A 14,881-nucleotide genomic window follows, 5' to 3' on the forward strand; every position below is an offset into this window, starting at 1 on the left:
GGAATGAAGGGTGGGGTGTAACGCTGCCAGTTTTACGAATAGAGCTTTTACTAAAGTATAGCGCTATTAGGCGATATAAAGCCGCATCAACGTTTGACACTCTCATAGCGGCGCAATAATGTTGATCTTATTTTTTGTCAATTGGTAAAACCAATTCTTATTTGGGCGCCAGTATAGAGCGCATCCATTGCATAGGGCTCGCCATGATCATTTCTGCATCCACTGACTACCGCAAGGCTGCCAAACGCCGCATACCGCCCTTCCTATTTCATTACGCGGATGGCGGCTCTTATACCGAACATACCTTGCGAAGCAATGTTGAGGATCTGTCCGGTATTGCGTTGCGTCAGCGCGTGCTCAAAGACATGTCGTCGCTATCGCTTGAAACCAAGCTATTCGGTGAAACCCTTGCCATGCCGATTGCCCTGGCGCCGGTAGGGTTGGCAGGTATGTATGCCAGGCGCGGTGAGGTGCAGGCGGCGCGGGCTGCTGCCAAGAAAGGCATACCCTTCACGCTTTCAACGGTATCGGTATGTCCAATTGATGAAGTGGCCTCGGCCATTGATCGGCCTATCTGGTTTCAGCTCTATGTACTGAAAGACCGGGGCTTCATGAAGCATGCTCTGGAAAAAGCCAAAGCTGCGGGTGTCAAGACGCTGGTTTTCACCGTTGATATGCCGGTACCGGGGGCGCGCTATCGCGATGCTCATTCCGGCATGAGTGGAAAGTACGGGCCGATTCGGCGCATGGCCCAGGCTGCAATGCACCCTTTTTGGGCTTGGGATGTAGGTGTTAATGGTCGCCCCCATGATCTGGGCAACGTGTCTGATTATCGCGGTAAGCCAACGGAGCTGGAAGACTATATTGCCTGGCTTGGGGACAACTTCGATCCGGCTATCTCTTGGAAGGATCTTGAGTGGATCCGGGACTTCTGGGATGGCCCGATGATCATCAAGGGGATACTTGACCCTGAAGATGCCCGTGACGCAGTTCGCTTTGGTGCGGACGGTATCGTGGTTTCCAATCATGGCGGACGTCAGCTCGATGGGGTTCTTTCTACGGCACGGGCTATGCCTGCCATTGCCGATGCGGTTAAAGGTGATATCGCTATACTGGCCGACTCTGGTATACGCAGCGGGCTTGATGTCGTAAGGATGATCGCTATGGGGGCCGATGCTGTATTGCTTGGGCGTGCGTTTATCTATGCACTTGCTACTGCCGGGGAGGCCGGGGTTGCTCATTTGCTCGAGCTATTCGAAAAGGAAATGCGGGTGGCAATGACGCTTACCGGAGCGCGTAGCATCGCCGATCTCGGAACTGACTCGTTGGTGCCCAATTCGATACCTCACCTCTAATTCGCTTTGCTAGGATCTTTAATAAAACCAATCTAAAAAAGCCCTTGCCAACCCGTCTTTGAGCCCGTAAAGTACGCATCCGCTGCCGGGGACGCCAAGCGTTACCAGCGGTGCATAAGGTGTAAAAACCTTCGGTTTGTCAGGCAGTTGGCGATTTGAGATGTGGTCAGGTTTACATCGAAAACAACGCCCTTGACAACCACCAGGAAATGCGTAGAATACGCCTTCCTCGCTGAGGCAAGCCAAGTCAACGGCCAGCCAGGTAGCTCGTAGAGCCGCCACAGCGAAACAGCTCTTTAACAATTTGATCAGGTAATTCATGTGGGCGCTTGCTGACGTTGGTGACAAATCACCAAATATCAAGGCAAGCGGTCATGTCAATGTAAATTGAAATGAATTCGTTTGAACCTTGAGCCAAGTTTGATCCGCTTTTGTTACTTTCGAGTGACGAGTAAGGATCACAATGATTTTAAACTGAAGAGTTTGATCATGGCTCAGATTGAACGCTGGCGGCAGGCCTAACACATGCAAGTCGAGCGGTAGCAGGTCCTTCGGGATGCTGACGAGCGGCGGACGGGTGAGTAATGCATAGGAATCTGCCCGGTAGTGGGGGATAACCTGGGGAAACCCAGGCTAATACCGCATACGTCCTACGGGAGAAAGGGGGCTTCGGCTCCCGCTATTGGATGAGCCTATGTCGGATTAGCTGGTTGGTGAGGTAACGGCTCACCAAGGCGACGATCCGTAGCTGGTCTGAGAGGATGATCAGCCACATCGGGACTGAGACACGGCCCGAACTCCTACGGGAGGCAGCAGTGGGGAATATTGGACAATGGGGGCAACCCTGATCCAGCCATGCCGCGTGTGTGAAGAAGGCCCTCGGGTTGTAAAGCACTTTCAGCGAGGAAGAACGCCTGGCGGTTAATACCCGCCAGGAAAGACATCACTCGCAGAAGAAGCACCGGCTAACTCCGTGCCAGCAGCCGCGGTAATACGGAGGGTGCAAGCGTTAATCGGAATTACTGGGCGTAAAGCGCGCGTAGGTGGCTTGATAAGCCGGTTGTGAAAGCCCCGGGCTCAACCTGGGAACGGCATCCGGAACTGTCAGGCTAGAGTGCAGGAGAGGAAGGTAGAATTCCCGGTGTAGCGGTGAAATGCGTAGAGATCGGGAGGAATACCAGTGGCGAAGGCGGCCTTCTGGACTGACACTGACACTGAGGTGCGAAAGCGTGGGTAGCAAACAGGATTAGATACCCTGGTAGTCCACGCCGTAAACGATGTCGACCAGCCGTTGGGTGCCTAGCGCACTTTGTGGCGAAGTTAACGCGATAAGTCGACCGCCTGGGGAGTACGGCCGCAAGGTTAAAACTCAAATGAATTGACGGGGGCCCGCACAAGCGGTGGAGCATGTGGTTTAATTCGATGCAACGCGAAGAACCTTACCTACCCTTGACATCCTGCGAACCCGGAAGAGATTCCGGGGTGCCTTCGGGAACGCAGAGACAGGTGCTGCATGGCTGTCGTCAGCTCGTGTTGTGAAATGTTGGGTTAAGTCCCGTAACGAGCGCAACCCTTGTCCTTATTTGCCAGCGCGTAATGGCGGGAACTCTAAGGAGACTGCCGGTGACAAACCGGAGGAAGGTGGGGACGACGTCAAGTCATCATGGCCCTTACGGGTAGGGCTACACACGTGCTACAATGGCCGGTACAAAGGGCTGCGAGCTCGCGAGAGTCAGCGAATCCCTTAAAGCCGGTCTCAGTCCGGATCGGAGTCTGCAACTCGACTCCGTGAAGTCGGAATCGCTAGTAATCGTGAATCAGAATGTCACGGTGAATACGTTCCCGGGCCTTGTACACACCGCCCGTCACACCATGGGAGTGGACTGCACCAGAAGTGGTTAGCCTAACGCAAGAGGGCGATCACCACGGTGTGGTTCATGACTGGGGTGAAGTCGTAACAAGGTAGCCGTAGGGGAACCTGCGGCTGGATCACCTCCTTAAACGATGCGTCACAGTCAGTAAGCGTCCACAATGAATTACCTGATCAGATAGCTGTTGATGAGCAGTGATAAGCCACACGCCTAGAGCGTTGCCTTATCACTGCTTCTAGCAGTCGCTCTTTAACAATGTATATCATGCTGACAAGAACACTTCTTAGGAAGTGCTTCTTAAATTGTGATACGTCTCAAGCGTATCCGGCAAAATGAAACGTTATCATTGCGAACCCCAGACTCCTTCGGGTTATAGGGTCAAGCAATGAAGCGCACACGGTGGATGCCTAGGCAGCCAGAGGCGATGAAAGACGTGGTAGCCTGCGATAAGGTTCGGTGAGGTGGCAACAACCTGTGACCCGGACATCTCTGAATGGGGAAACCCACTCATCATAAGATGAGTATCGTGCATTGAATACATAGATGTACGAGGCGAACCAGGGGAACTGAAACATCTAAGTACCCTGAGGAAAAGAAATCAACCGAGATTCCCCTAGTAGCGGCGAGCGAACGGGGACCAGCCCTTAAGCATGAGACTGATTAGGCGAACGCGTTGGGAAGCGCGGCCGTAGCGGGTGATAGCCCCGTAGTCGAAAATCTGATCATGTGAAATCGAGTAGGTCGGGGCACGAGAAACCTTGACTGAAGACGGGGGGACCATCCTCCAAGGCTAAATACTCCTGGCTGACCGATAGTGAACCAGTACCGTGAGGGAAAGGCGAAAAGAACCCCGGAGAGGGGAGTGAAATAGATCCTGAAACCGTGTGCGTACAAGCAGTAGGAGCAGACTTGTTCTGTGACTGCGTACCTTTTGTATAATGGGTCAGCGACTTATATTCAGTGGCGAGGTTAACCGTATAGGGGAGCCGTAGGGAAACCGAGTCTTAACTGGGCGACACAGTCGCTGGATATAGACCCGAAACCGAGCGATCTATCCATGAGCAGGGTGAAGATTGAGTAACATCAATTGGAGGCCCGAACCAGGATCTGTTGAAAAAGATTTGGATGACTTGTGGATCGGAGTGAAAGGCTAATCAAGCTCGGAGATAGCTGGTTCTCCTCGAAAGCTATTTAGGTAGCGCCTCATGTAGTACCGCCGGGGGTAGAGCACTGTTTCGGCTAGGGGGTCATCCCGACTTACCAACCCGAGGCAAACTCCGAATACCGGTGAGTAACGCGTGGGAGACACACGGCGGGTGCTAACGTCCGTCGTGAAAAGGGAAACAACCCAGACCGTCAGCTAAGGTCCCGAAATCCTGGTTAAGTGGGAAACGATGTGGGAAGGCTCAGACAGCTAGGAGGTTGGCTTAGAAGCAGCCATCCTTTAAAGAAAGCGTAATAGCTCACTAGTCGAGTCGGCCTGCGCGGAAGATGTAACGGGGCTAAACCAGGTACCGAAGCTACGGGTTCACACTTAGGTGTGAGCGGTAGAGGAGCGTCGTGTAAGCCAATGAAGGTGAATTGAGAAGTTCGCTGGAGGTATCACGAGTGCGAATGCTGACATGAGTAACGATAAAGGGAGTGAAAAACTCCCTCGCCGGAAGACCAAGGGTTTCTGTTCGACGCTAATCGGAGCAGAGTGAGTCGGCCCCTAAGGCGAGGCCGAAAGGCGTAGTCGATGGGAAACGGGTCAATATTCCCGTACCGGACATGGTTGCGATGGGGGGACGAAGAAGGCTAGGTGAGCCAGGCGTTGGTTGTCCTGGTGAAAGCATGTAGGCCGAGATCTTAGGCAAATCCGGGATCTTAAAGCCGAGATGCGAAACGAACTGACCACGGTCAGGAAGTCACTGATGCCACGCTTCCAGGAAAAGCCTCTAAGCTTCAGATCATGTGCGACCGTACCCCAAACCGACACAGGTGGTCAGGGTGAGAATCCCAAGGCGCTTGAGAGAACTCGGGTGAAGGAACTAGGCAAAATGGTGCCGTAACTTCGGGAGAAGGCACGCCGGCGTAGGGTGATGAGACTTGCTCTCTAAGCCCGAACCGGTCGAAGATACCAGGTGGCTGCAACTGTTTATTAAAAACACAGCACTCTGCTAACGCGCAAGCGGACGTATAGGGTGTGACGCCTGCCCGGTGCCGGAAGGTTAAATGATGGTGTTAGCCGTAAGGCGAAGCTCTTGATTGAAGCCCCGGTAAACGGCGGCCGTAACTATAACGGTCCTAAGGTAGCGAAATTCCTTGTCGGGTAAGTTCCGACCTGCACGAATGGCGTAATGATGGCCACGCTGTCTCCACCCGAGACTCAGTGAAATTGAAATCGCCGTGAAGATGCGGTGTACCCGCGGCTAGACGGAAAGACCCCGTGAACCTTTACTATAGCTTCACACTGGACGCTGATGTTGCCTGTGTAGGATAGCTGGGAGGCTTTGAACTTCGGACGCCAGTTCGAAGGGAGCCAACCTTGAAATACCAGCCTGGCATCATTGGCGTTCTCACTCAGGTCCGTTATCCGGATCGAGGACAGTGTGTGGTGGGTAGTTTGACTGGGGCGGTCTCCTCCTAAAGAGTAACGGAGGAGCACGAAGGTACCCTCAGCACGGTCGGACATCGTGCATTGAGTGCAAGAGCATAAGGGTGCTTGACTGCGAGACAGACACGTCGAGCAGGTGCGAAAGCAGGTTCTAGTGATCCGGTGGTTCTGTATGGAAGGGCCATCGCTCAACGGATAAAAGGTACTCCGGGGATAACAGGCTGATACCGCCCAAGAGTTCACATCGACGGCGGTGTTTGGCACCTCGATGTCGGCTCATCACATCCTGGGGCTGAAGTCGGTCCCAAGGGTATGGCTGTTCGCCATTTAAAGTGGTACGCGAGCTGGGTTTAGAACGTCGTGAGACAGTTCGGTCCCTATCTGCCGTGGGCGTTGGATGTTTGAGAAGGGCTGCTCCTAGTACGAGAGGACCGGAGTGGACGACCCTCTGGTGTTCCGGTTGTCACGCCAGTGGCATTGCCGGGTAGCTATGGTCGGACGGGATAACCGCTGAAAGCATCTAAGCGGGAAGCCCCCTTCAAGATGAGACATCCCTGAGGCCTAGAGCCTCCTGAAGGGCCCAGCGAGACCAGCTGGTTGATAGGCACGGTGTGGAAGCGCTGCAAGGCGTTGAGCTAACGTGTACTAATGGCCCGTGAGGCTTGACCCTATAACACCCAAGGGGTCTGGTCGTGATGATAACGACACATGAAACACCGGATACGCAGCGTGTGGCCCAAGCGACATAACGTCAGGGCGGCAAGCAATGAGACGATCACAATTTAGCAAACGCTAGTCAGCATGATGTACATAGCCAGTTACGCCTGACGACCATAGCGAGCGTGAACCACCTGATCCCTTGCCGAACTCAGCAGTGAAACCGCTTAGCGCCGATGGTAGTGTGGGGTCTCCCCATGCGAGAGTAGGTCATCGTCAGGCACTTATACCGTAAAAAGCCCCGAGCACTCAGTGTTCGGGGCTTTTTGCTGCCTGGAAGAAAATTAAAACGCCAGGTCATGGCGAGGAGCGCAGCGACGTGGCCATCTCGGTTGCTGGTGGTCCCGCAACAAGGTCGCCGCGCTGCACTCGCGATGACAGAGTCAACGGCGAGATATGACTAGCGGTTTCACCATTCGATAGGCTGGCCGTTCCAATCCCAAAAGCTACCGCTATCCTCCGGGGTTCGATCGGCGATGACGGCCAGCAACTGCTCGGCGACATAGGTAGGCGAGAATAGCTTTTCGTTCGGCACCCTTGCTTGAAAAGGTTTAGAGAGGGCGGTGTCGGTGGTGCCAGGGTGTAGGCATAGGACAACCGATTGCTTATTTAGCCGTTTGAGCTCTATAGCGGCGGTTTTCAGAAGCATATTATTAGCGGCTTTACTGGCACGGTAGCTGTACCAGCCGCCTAACTGATTATCGGTGATGGAACCCACGCGTGCGGAAAGACTGGCAATAATCGCAGGATGTGATCCTTTGAAAGAGTCTTGAAGTGCTGCTAACAGCAAGATGGGTGTAAAAGCGTTAACATTCATGACCTGTGTTAAGTTGTCTACACTAAGCTGGTCAAGTCGTTTTTCGGGCTGTAGATGATGGGCTTCATCATGGAGCGTGCCGATAGCATTAAAAAATAAATGGATTGGCTGGGCGGCCAATGCTTGCTTAAGCGCTTGTCGGCCGTGCTCTTGAGAGACATCAAGAGTTAGTTGTGTAATACGAGGATCATCAATGGATAGTGTTTGTCGGCTAACGGTAATAATCTGGCCGACCTGAGCAGAAGACAACAGCTGCTTAATGATGGCAGCACCGATTCCTCCCGATGCGCCAACAACCAGCGCTGTATAATGATGAGGCAGTAAATGGAACATGGAAAGCCTTTGAAATCCTGCTAGGGAGGAGGCCTTTCACTGAAGCGTCATGCAGGACGCTTGTCGAGGAAATAGATCAAGCGGAAGCGTTGATTCTACCCGGCTGGGCACTGTTACGACCATCTGGCTTATAGAGCGTTTTTTCAGCGATCTGACGAATATAATCGAGCATTGCTTGATTATGCTTCATACGTACTGACAGCATCTGGCCCGTTAATTCGTTCATACGTGCAGCCCGCTCACTTTTTTCAAGCAAACTTTCCCAGGCTGCTTGGCAGCCAGCATCTTTAGCTGCTTCTCGGGCACCGCTAGCACCTTCGGGGTAGCCAAGACGTTTTTGCACATTGCAGCGCCCAGTCTCAATACGCTCTAGCTCGGCCAACAGCGATTGCTTTTCTAGTGCGACTTGGGATAACGCATCACCATCAATGTCCCCTTGCGTCAGTAAATTTTGCTCGCTAGACAACAACGAAATGAGCGCATCAAGGCGCTGTTGTTGATCGGTAAGCAAGGATGCAAGGCTCATTTAAAGCGTCCCCTTATAAATCTTTAAGATTGGCAATTAAGCCCTCGGCGATACGGTCGGCGTGCATTTCAAGGCGCCCTTCGCGAATAGCGTCTCGAATCTCTTCCACCTTGGCGGCATCGATATCCTGAGATTCATCAATACTTGATTGACTCAGTTGAGTCGATTCGCGAGTTGTACCACCCGCTGTGGCGGGCGTTACGCTGTCAGCTTTTTGGGTTTCATCCCGCTGCTGAGTTTGATTCGAGCGTAATAGCGAATTAATGTTATCAATTTTCACGTTGTCTGCCTCATCGTCAACGTCGATGCGCTTGGCGCTTAGTGTAGCTTGTATAACAGAATATCGGCAGCATTGGACCTAACTTTAGGCTGCGAATTAAAAATCCACTACCAAAATGCCACGCTCGGCGACACGAGCAGTCATGATTTCTCGCGAGCCAAAACGAACTCTAACTTGCTCACCAAGAGCACCATTTTCAAGTGCTTCGCCTTCTCGTGAAACTCGGAAGGCAGAACCTTGCGCTATGACAGTAACGCGCTGCCCACGTTCAACTAAATGAGGCGCTTGTAAATAATGGGCTAAAAAGGCGCTACCACTGCGAATGGGGCGCTGGGCTATTTTGCCCACGATGTCTTCTTCAGCCGTCAACGCCTGAGCTGATAGATCCCCTAAATTGCCGCCGCGTTCGCTGAGCATGGCGGATGTAATCAGTGTGCCTCGATCGATATCTCTTGCGGCCACCACATAATTACCAATGACATCTATTTGGGCCTGTAAGTAACGGACTTGTCGGCCGTTTTCACCACAACGTACCCCAACGGAAACACGGCCTAATGGGGCTTGGTTGGCGTTGGCTAAAAAAGGCTCAGGTTGAATGCATTCGGGTAGATGCGGTGATGGGGGACGTAGCTCGATTACCACTTCTTCTCCGAGCGTTTGGGTTTCTTCATATAAGAATTCATGTACTTGCTGCATGAGCTGGTCGTCATCTGCATAGGCATTCGATGTAAAGCTCATGCATACGCCTGCCAGTATGACGAAGACTTTCCAGTAATGATGGATGATGAGCTGAGGAAAGCGTTGTTGTGGCATGGGGAGTCGCTTACTAAGGAGCTAGGGGAGGAGAGTAACGAGAAGAACTCATCACTCAGTGTAGAGAAAAGGTGGTAGTCGTATCACGTGAAATGCTGGTAGAAACGACAGCTGTTCCATGCTTTAGGCTGACAGTTCCAGACGTATTCTTCACCATCAACAAAATCCATTTTATTTCTTGCCTCAACGCGAGGGTCGGCATGATTGATCAACTGGAATCTGCCTTTAATTTTCATCAGCAAGCAGTGAGTTTACGCCAAGCACGCCACGATGTGTTGGCAGCGAATATTGCTAATGCCGATACGCCTAACTATAAAGCGCGTGACATTGACTTTGCTAGTGAGCTGAAAAAAGCAGTAGACGGTACTCAGAATGCATCTAGTAATACCGGCGGCGGCCTGACATTGGCGCGCACCGCGGGGTCCCACATTGCTGGAGAAGGCCCCGCATGGCGTGGAGCGGGCAACGTCGATTTACTTTACCGCATTCCCGACCAGCCTAGTTTGGATGGAAATACGGTTGATATGGACCGTGAGCGCACGCAGTTTGCCGATAACGCTGTTCGTTATCAAGTCGGACTCACGATGCTCAACAGCCGTATTCAAGGGCTGAAAAATGCCATGCAGCCCGAATAAACCAGACCAAATTAGCGAGGAGTTAATCCACGATGTCGATGTTTTCTACGTTTGATATTGCCAGCTCGGCAATGAGCGCTCAGTCCCAGCGTATGAATGTTACCGCTAGCAATATGGCCAATGCCGACAGCGTTGCCGGGCCCGATGGCGAAACCTATCGAGCGAAACAGGTCATGTTTGAGACTCAGGCCCAAGCCAATCGCTATGGCGTTGGCGGTGTGCGCGTTACCGAGGTGGTGGAAGATGACTCACCACTGCGCATGGAGTATATGCCCAACCACCCGGCAGCGGATGAAGAAGGCTATGTGGCCAAGCCCAACGTTGAGCCCGTGCATGAAATGGTCAATATGATTTCTGCCTCGCGCTCTTATCAAGCCAACGTTGAAGTATTCAATACCAGTAAGCAAATGCTGATGCAGACACTGTCGCTGGGTGAGGGCTAAACCATGAATATCGATACGAGTGTATTAAGTAACGTGAATGGTGGTGGGGCCAATGGGCTTTCTGCACGCCAATCCGATGAATTGCGCGAAAGCTTTATGACGCTGCTGATCACCCAGCTACAGAATCAAGACCCGCTTAAGCCGATGGAAAATTCGGAGATGACCTCGCAGTTAGCACAAATTAACACGGTCAGCGGTATTGAAGAGTTAAATAGCACGCTCGAAGGCATTACCAGCCAAATGGATGCCAATCAGGCACTGCAGGCGAGCGGGCTAATCGGCAAAGGTGTAATGGTGTCCGGCAGGGATGTGTTAGTAGAGCAGGATGATGACGGGAATTCCTACACAACGCCCTTCGGCATAGAGCTGGCCGAGCCAGCGGCGAATGTTAAAGCGACGATCGTGGGTGAGGGTGGCCAAGTTATTAGAACGCTTGACCTTGGAGCGCTGGATGCAGGTGTCCAATCCTTCCAGTGGGACGGCCTCAATGAGCAGAAAGCATCAGCGGCCAGCGGTCGATATTCGGTTCAATTAGAAGTGACCGACGCTGAAGGTGAAAAAATCGAATCCACAGCCTTGCAGTACGCGGTAGTCAACAGCGTGACGCCTAATGATAGCAGTGGCAACGTTCGGTTGGATTTAGGCGCTATTTACGGCCAAATCAGTCTGAATGACGTTAAACAAATTCTTTAACTATTAATTAATCACAGTATTTGATTAAACACAGCTTTCTTAGGGGAACATCATGAGTTTTTCACAAGCACTCAGTGGTCTAAGCGCTCAGCAACAAAAACTAGGTGCCGTTGGTAATAACATTGCCAACTCGCAAACAGTCGGTTTTAAAAGTTCTAACGTACAATTCGCCGATGTGTATGCTGAGTCGCGTATCGGTTTGGGTGTGCGTACAGCGGGCGTATTACAGAACTTCAGCCAAGGTAATGTTGAATCAACTAACCGCAATATGGATTTAGCCATTGCCGGTGAAGGCTTCTTCCGCTTTCAACAGCCCAATGGCGAAGTAGGTTATTCACGTAATGGTCAGCTGACCATGACGGCCGATGGTCGCCTAGTGAATGCCCAAGGCGCTCAGATTATGGGTTATGCCGCAAACGCCGAAGGTGTTGTTCAGGCAGGTGGGGATGTAGAAGCGCTGGCAGTTGAAGCTGGCGATTTGCCAGCAAGCGCTACTACTGAGCTAAACGTATCGTTGAACTTAGATTCGGGTGAGGGCGAATTGGTTGCTCCTACCGAAGCGGAAATATTGGCAGGCTTAGGTGCTGATGATTATTCCTACTCAACAAATGCTACCGTTTACGATTCTCAAGGCAACGCACGCAATTTGACATTTTATTTTACTAAAACAGACGCAGGAACAAATACGTGGGATGTAGCTCTACGAATGACAGGTGGCCCTGATGGCGCCGGTACCTATGTAGTAGAAAGCGCTGCAACACTTGCTTTTGATGCCAGCGGGCGATTGGCTGGAGGCGGACAAGTAAACTTTACTTTCGATGGTACTGACCCTGCTAGCGAGTTTAATGGTACACAGCTTGAACCATTGGTAGTTGATTTGGATTTTGCGGGCTCCTCGCAGTTCGCTAAAGACTCCACTGTTAGTGACATTACTCAAAACGGCTATACGTCAGGTTCAATGGTAGGTGTGACTATTCAAGACGACGGCACCGTGATGCGCAACTACTCAAATGAGCAGTCGCGTGCCGCTGGTCAAATAGCGCTAGTTAGCTTCCGTAATCCTGAAGGTTTAAAGCCCAATGGCGATAACCTATGGACAGCTACCGCTGATTCTGGCCAAGAGTTGGTGGGGGCGGCGGGTACTGGACTACGTGGCATGATTGAGGCGAGTGCGGTTGAAACCTCCAATGTTGATATGGCGCGCGAGCTCGTGGACATGATTGTTGCCCAGCGTGCGTACCAGGCCAATTCGCAAACCATCAGTACCCAGGACGAGCTCCTGCAGACCATTATTAATCTTTAATAATCGGTCAACTTTGTAAGGAGTAAGTACCGTGGATCGAATGCTCTATACCGCCATGAGTGGTGCCAAAAACAGTATGGACCAGCAGTCGGTGGTGAGTAACAACCTGTCGAATGTGACCACTACTGGTTTTCGCGCGCAGCTACAGGCCGCTCGTTCCGTGCCCGTGCAGGGCGAAGCGTTACTGGCGACACGTACCTCCGCGGTGACCACTATCCCGGGCAGTGACTTTTCGCAGGGGCCAGTGGAATTTACGGGGCGTACACTCGATGTCGCGATGCAGGACGATGCGTGGATGGCGGTACAGGCAGATGACGGTACTGAAACGTATACACGCCGAGGCGACCTTCAAATAGACAGTGATGGCGTGTTGTTGAGCGTAGGCCGTCCGGTGATAGGTGAGGGCGGGCCGATTGCAATACCCCAAGGTGCGCAAGTTTCCATTGGCGCCGACGGGACAATTAGTGCAATTCCCGAAGGCGTCGGGCCAGAAGCTTTAGTCGAAGTGGGGCGTATTAAGCTTGTGACGCCTGAAGCCGGAGCGTTAACGCGCGGTGAGGACGGCCTGTTTCGTGCACCCCCGAACGATGAAGGTGCTCCAGGCGCCCTGCCCGTTGATCAGAATGCCAAGCTAGTGAGCGGCGCGCTCGAAGGCAGTAATGTTAGCGCTGTTGATGCCATGGTCTCAATGATCGATGTTGCACGCCGTTACGATATGCAGATGAAAGTGCTAAGTACCGCTGACGAAAATGCCCAGCGCGCCAACGGCATTCTTTCTATCCAAGGTTAATGTTGGCCATTCAACGCTGAAGTTCGTCAGTCGGTCAAGGGAGCAAAATTATGATTAAGTCGTTGTGGACAGCTAAAACAGGCTTGGAATCGCAGCAAACCAAGCTTGACGTCATTTCAAATAACCTGGCGAACGTAAGTACCAATGGTTTTAAACGTTCACGTCCGGTATTTGAAGATCTGTTGTACCAGAACATGCGTCAGCCCGGTGCCCAGAACAATATTCAGGATCGCCTACCTTCTGGCATGCAGGTGGGAACCGGTGTGCGCGCCGTAGCAACTGAGCGTTTGCATACCCAAGGTGGGCTAGAGCAGACTGAAAATTCGCGTGATCTAGCCATTAATGGCGAAGGTTTTTTTCAAGTTCTGTTGCCCGATGGAACGTCGGGTTATACCCGTGATGGTAGTTTTCAGTTAAATGAAAATGGCCAGATGGTGACCGCTAATGGTTACCCTGTTGAGCCTGCAATATTTCTGCCTGCAAACGCTTTGTCAGTGAATATCGGCGAAGATGGCACGGTGAGCGTGCGTCAGCCAGGTGTCGCGCTGGATAATGAGGTGGGGCAAATCACTGTCAGTACCTTTATTAACCCAGCGGGCCTCCAGAGTATTGGTGGCAACCTTTACTTAGAAACAGGCGCCTCAGGTGCACCCAATGAGAACATGCCTGGTATGAACGGTGCAGGCCGGCTGTTCCAGGGTTATGTGGAAACCTCCAACGTCAACGTCGTTGAAGAGATGGTCAATATGATTCAGACACAGCGCGCCTATGAGATTAATAGCAAAGCGGTGTCAACCAGTGATGAAATGTTGGCACGCTTGAGCCAACTGTAACCATGGTTACTCACTAGGCTTAATAATAGGTTGCGTTATGCTGGAGTTGCACCACATGTCACGTCGTATTGCGCTAGCTGGGCTAGCGCTTTTTATGTTGGTTGTTGCTGGTTGTGCTCAAATTCCAAGAGCCTCGGTCGTGGGCGAACAAGAACAGATCAGTATTGTTGATCGTCCACCTCCCATCCCGAATGGCTCTATTTATCAGGCCAGACAAGGGTATCAGCCGCTCTTTGAAGATCGCCGTCCGCGTTCGGTTGGCGATATTTTGACGATTGTCCTGGATGAAGAAGTCAGCGCAAGCAAGAATTCGCAATCCAATGCGGGGCGTAGTGGTAGTGCCAGCCTTGAGCTTGCACAGCTACCTGATGCGCTTGATACGCTCGCGGAATATGGCTTCGATGTTTCTGGCGCAAATGATTTTACCGGCAGTGGTGGCTCTCAAGCCAATAACTCCTTTACCGGTACGATTACGGTATCGGTCTTAGAGGTGATGAATAACGGCAATTTACGCGTACGTGGCGAGAAGCAAATCGCTATCAATCAGGGGACGGAGTTTATCCGATTCTCTGGTGTGGTTAACCCGCGCACGGTTACCGCGCAAAATACCGTACCTTCAACCGAAGTGGCAGATGCGCGTATTGAATATGTCGGGGACGGTTATATCAACGAAGCGCAGCACATGGGTTGGCTACAGCGTTTCTTCTTAAATGTCTCGCCGTTTTAGCGCTATGAGGAGCTACCAATGACAGAGCTAATAATGACAGGCCCTTTGATGGCAGGCTCTTCAGTAAAAGGTCGTTCAGTAAAAGGGTTACAGCGGGCAATAGCGATGCAGTTAAATAATTTTTTATCTACAAATAGCTATAGAGCGAG

General features: G+C 51.9%; 12 protein-coding genes and 3 rRNA genes. 11 read left to right on the forward strand and 4 right to left on the reverse strand.

All coding sequences use genetic code 11. The features are described from left to right. Positions 1–203: 203 nt before the first annotated feature. The 4 genes from lldD (at position 204) to rrf (ending at position 6,761) form a co-directional block, all read left to right on the forward strand. Positions 204–1,355, forward strand: a complete 1,152-nt coding sequence (gene lldD / locus ACW44H_RS00360; protein ID WP_457506178.1) for an FMN-dependent L-lactate dehydrogenase LldD — start codon at positions 204–206, stop codon at positions 1,353–1,355. A 471-nt stretch (positions 1,356–1,826) separates the two neighbouring features. After that, a 16S ribosomal RNA gene (locus tag ACW44H_RS00365) occupies positions 1,827–3,355 on the forward strand. A gap of 247 nt (positions 3,356–3,602) precedes the next feature. After that, positions 3,603–6,492: ribosomal RNA gene (locus ACW44H_RS00370) — 23S ribosomal RNA — on the forward strand. 153 nt (positions 6,493–6,645) lie between these two features. Next, positions 6,646–6,761: ribosomal RNA gene (rrf, locus tag ACW44H_RS00375) — 5S ribosomal RNA — on the forward strand. Together the 16S, 23S and 5S rRNA genes form the textbook arrangement of a ribosomal RNA operon. Before the next feature lie 187 nt (positions 6,762–6,948). Here the strand turns inward: rrf and ACW44H_RS00380 are convergent. The 4 genes from ACW44H_RS00380 to flgA form a co-directional block, all read right to left on the reverse strand. Further along, positions 6,949–7,689 carry an SDR family NAD(P)-dependent oxidoreductase gene (locus ACW44H_RS00380; protein ID WP_457506179.1) on the reverse strand — a complete coding sequence of 247 codons (741 nt, stop codon included), beginning with the start codon at positions 7,687–7,689 and terminating at the stop codon, positions 6,949–6,951. A gap of 76 nt (positions 7,690–7,765) precedes the next feature. Beyond that, complete coding sequence (locus tag ACW44H_RS00385) at positions 7,766–8,215, reverse strand: flagella synthesis protein FlgN (protein ID WP_457506180.1); 450 nt, start codon at positions 8,213–8,215, stop codon at positions 7,766–7,768. Positions 8,216–8,228: 13 nt separating this feature from the next. Beyond that, positions 8,229–8,495 (reverse strand): flagellar biosynthesis anti-sigma factor FlgM, encoded by a 267-nt coding sequence (gene flgM / locus ACW44H_RS00390; protein ID WP_457506181.1) that lies wholly within the window; start codon positions 8,493–8,495, stop codon positions 8,229–8,231. A gap of 96 nt (positions 8,496–8,591) precedes the next feature. Continuing rightward, positions 8,592–9,233 carry a flagellar basal body P-ring formation chaperone FlgA gene (gene flgA, locus ACW44H_RS00395; RefSeq protein ID WP_457508878.1) on the reverse strand — a complete coding sequence of 214 codons (642 nt, stop codon included), beginning with the start codon at positions 9,231–9,233 and terminating at the stop codon, positions 8,592–8,594. Between the two features lie 275 nt (positions 9,234–9,508). Between flgA and flgB the strand changes: the two genes are divergently transcribed. The 7 genes from flgB to ACW44H_RS00430 are packed head-to-tail and all read left to right on the forward strand — an operon-like array spanning position 9,509 to position 14,732. Further along, a complete protein-coding gene (gene flgB / locus ACW44H_RS00400; protein WP_457506182.1) occupies positions 9,509–9,943 on the forward strand; it encodes a flagellar basal body rod protein FlgB in 435 nt (144 codons plus the stop codon). Positions 9,944–9,975: 32 nt separating this feature from the next. After that, positions 9,976–10,386 carry a flagellar basal body rod protein FlgC gene (gene flgC / locus ACW44H_RS00405; protein ID WP_113271008.1) on the forward strand — a complete coding sequence of 137 codons (411 nt, stop codon included), beginning with the start codon at positions 9,976–9,978 and terminating at the stop codon, positions 10,384–10,386. A gap of 3 nt (positions 10,387–10,389) precedes the next feature. Next, positions 10,390–11,079, forward strand: a complete 690-nt coding sequence (locus tag ACW44H_RS00410; RefSeq protein WP_457506183.1) for a flagellar hook assembly protein FlgD — start codon at positions 10,390–10,392, stop codon at positions 11,077–11,079. 52 nt (positions 11,080–11,131) lie between these two features. Continuing rightward, entirely contained in the window at positions 11,132–12,382 is a 1,251-nt protein-coding gene (flgE, locus tag ACW44H_RS00415; RefSeq protein ID WP_457506184.1) for a flagellar hook protein FlgE, read from the forward strand. 31 nt (positions 12,383–12,413) lie between these two features. Then, positions 12,414–13,172, forward strand: a complete 759-nt coding sequence (locus tag ACW44H_RS00420) for a flagellar basal body rod protein FlgF (RefSeq protein ID WP_457506185.1) — start codon at positions 12,414–12,416, stop codon at positions 13,170–13,172. A gap of 50 nt (positions 13,173–13,222) precedes the next feature. Beyond that, positions 13,223–14,005, forward strand: a complete 783-nt coding sequence (flgG, locus tag ACW44H_RS00425; RefSeq protein WP_113271012.1) for a flagellar basal-body rod protein FlgG — start codon at positions 13,223–13,225, stop codon at positions 14,003–14,005. A gap of 37 nt (positions 14,006–14,042) precedes the next feature. Beyond that, entirely contained in the window at positions 14,043–14,732 is a 690-nt protein-coding gene (locus ACW44H_RS00430) for a flagellar basal body L-ring protein FlgH (protein ID WP_113271013.1), read from the forward strand. The last annotated feature ends 149 nt before the right edge of the window (positions 14,733–14,881 follow it).

The sequence above is a fragment of the Vreelandella sulfidaeris Esulfide1 genome, assembly GCF_054072535.1.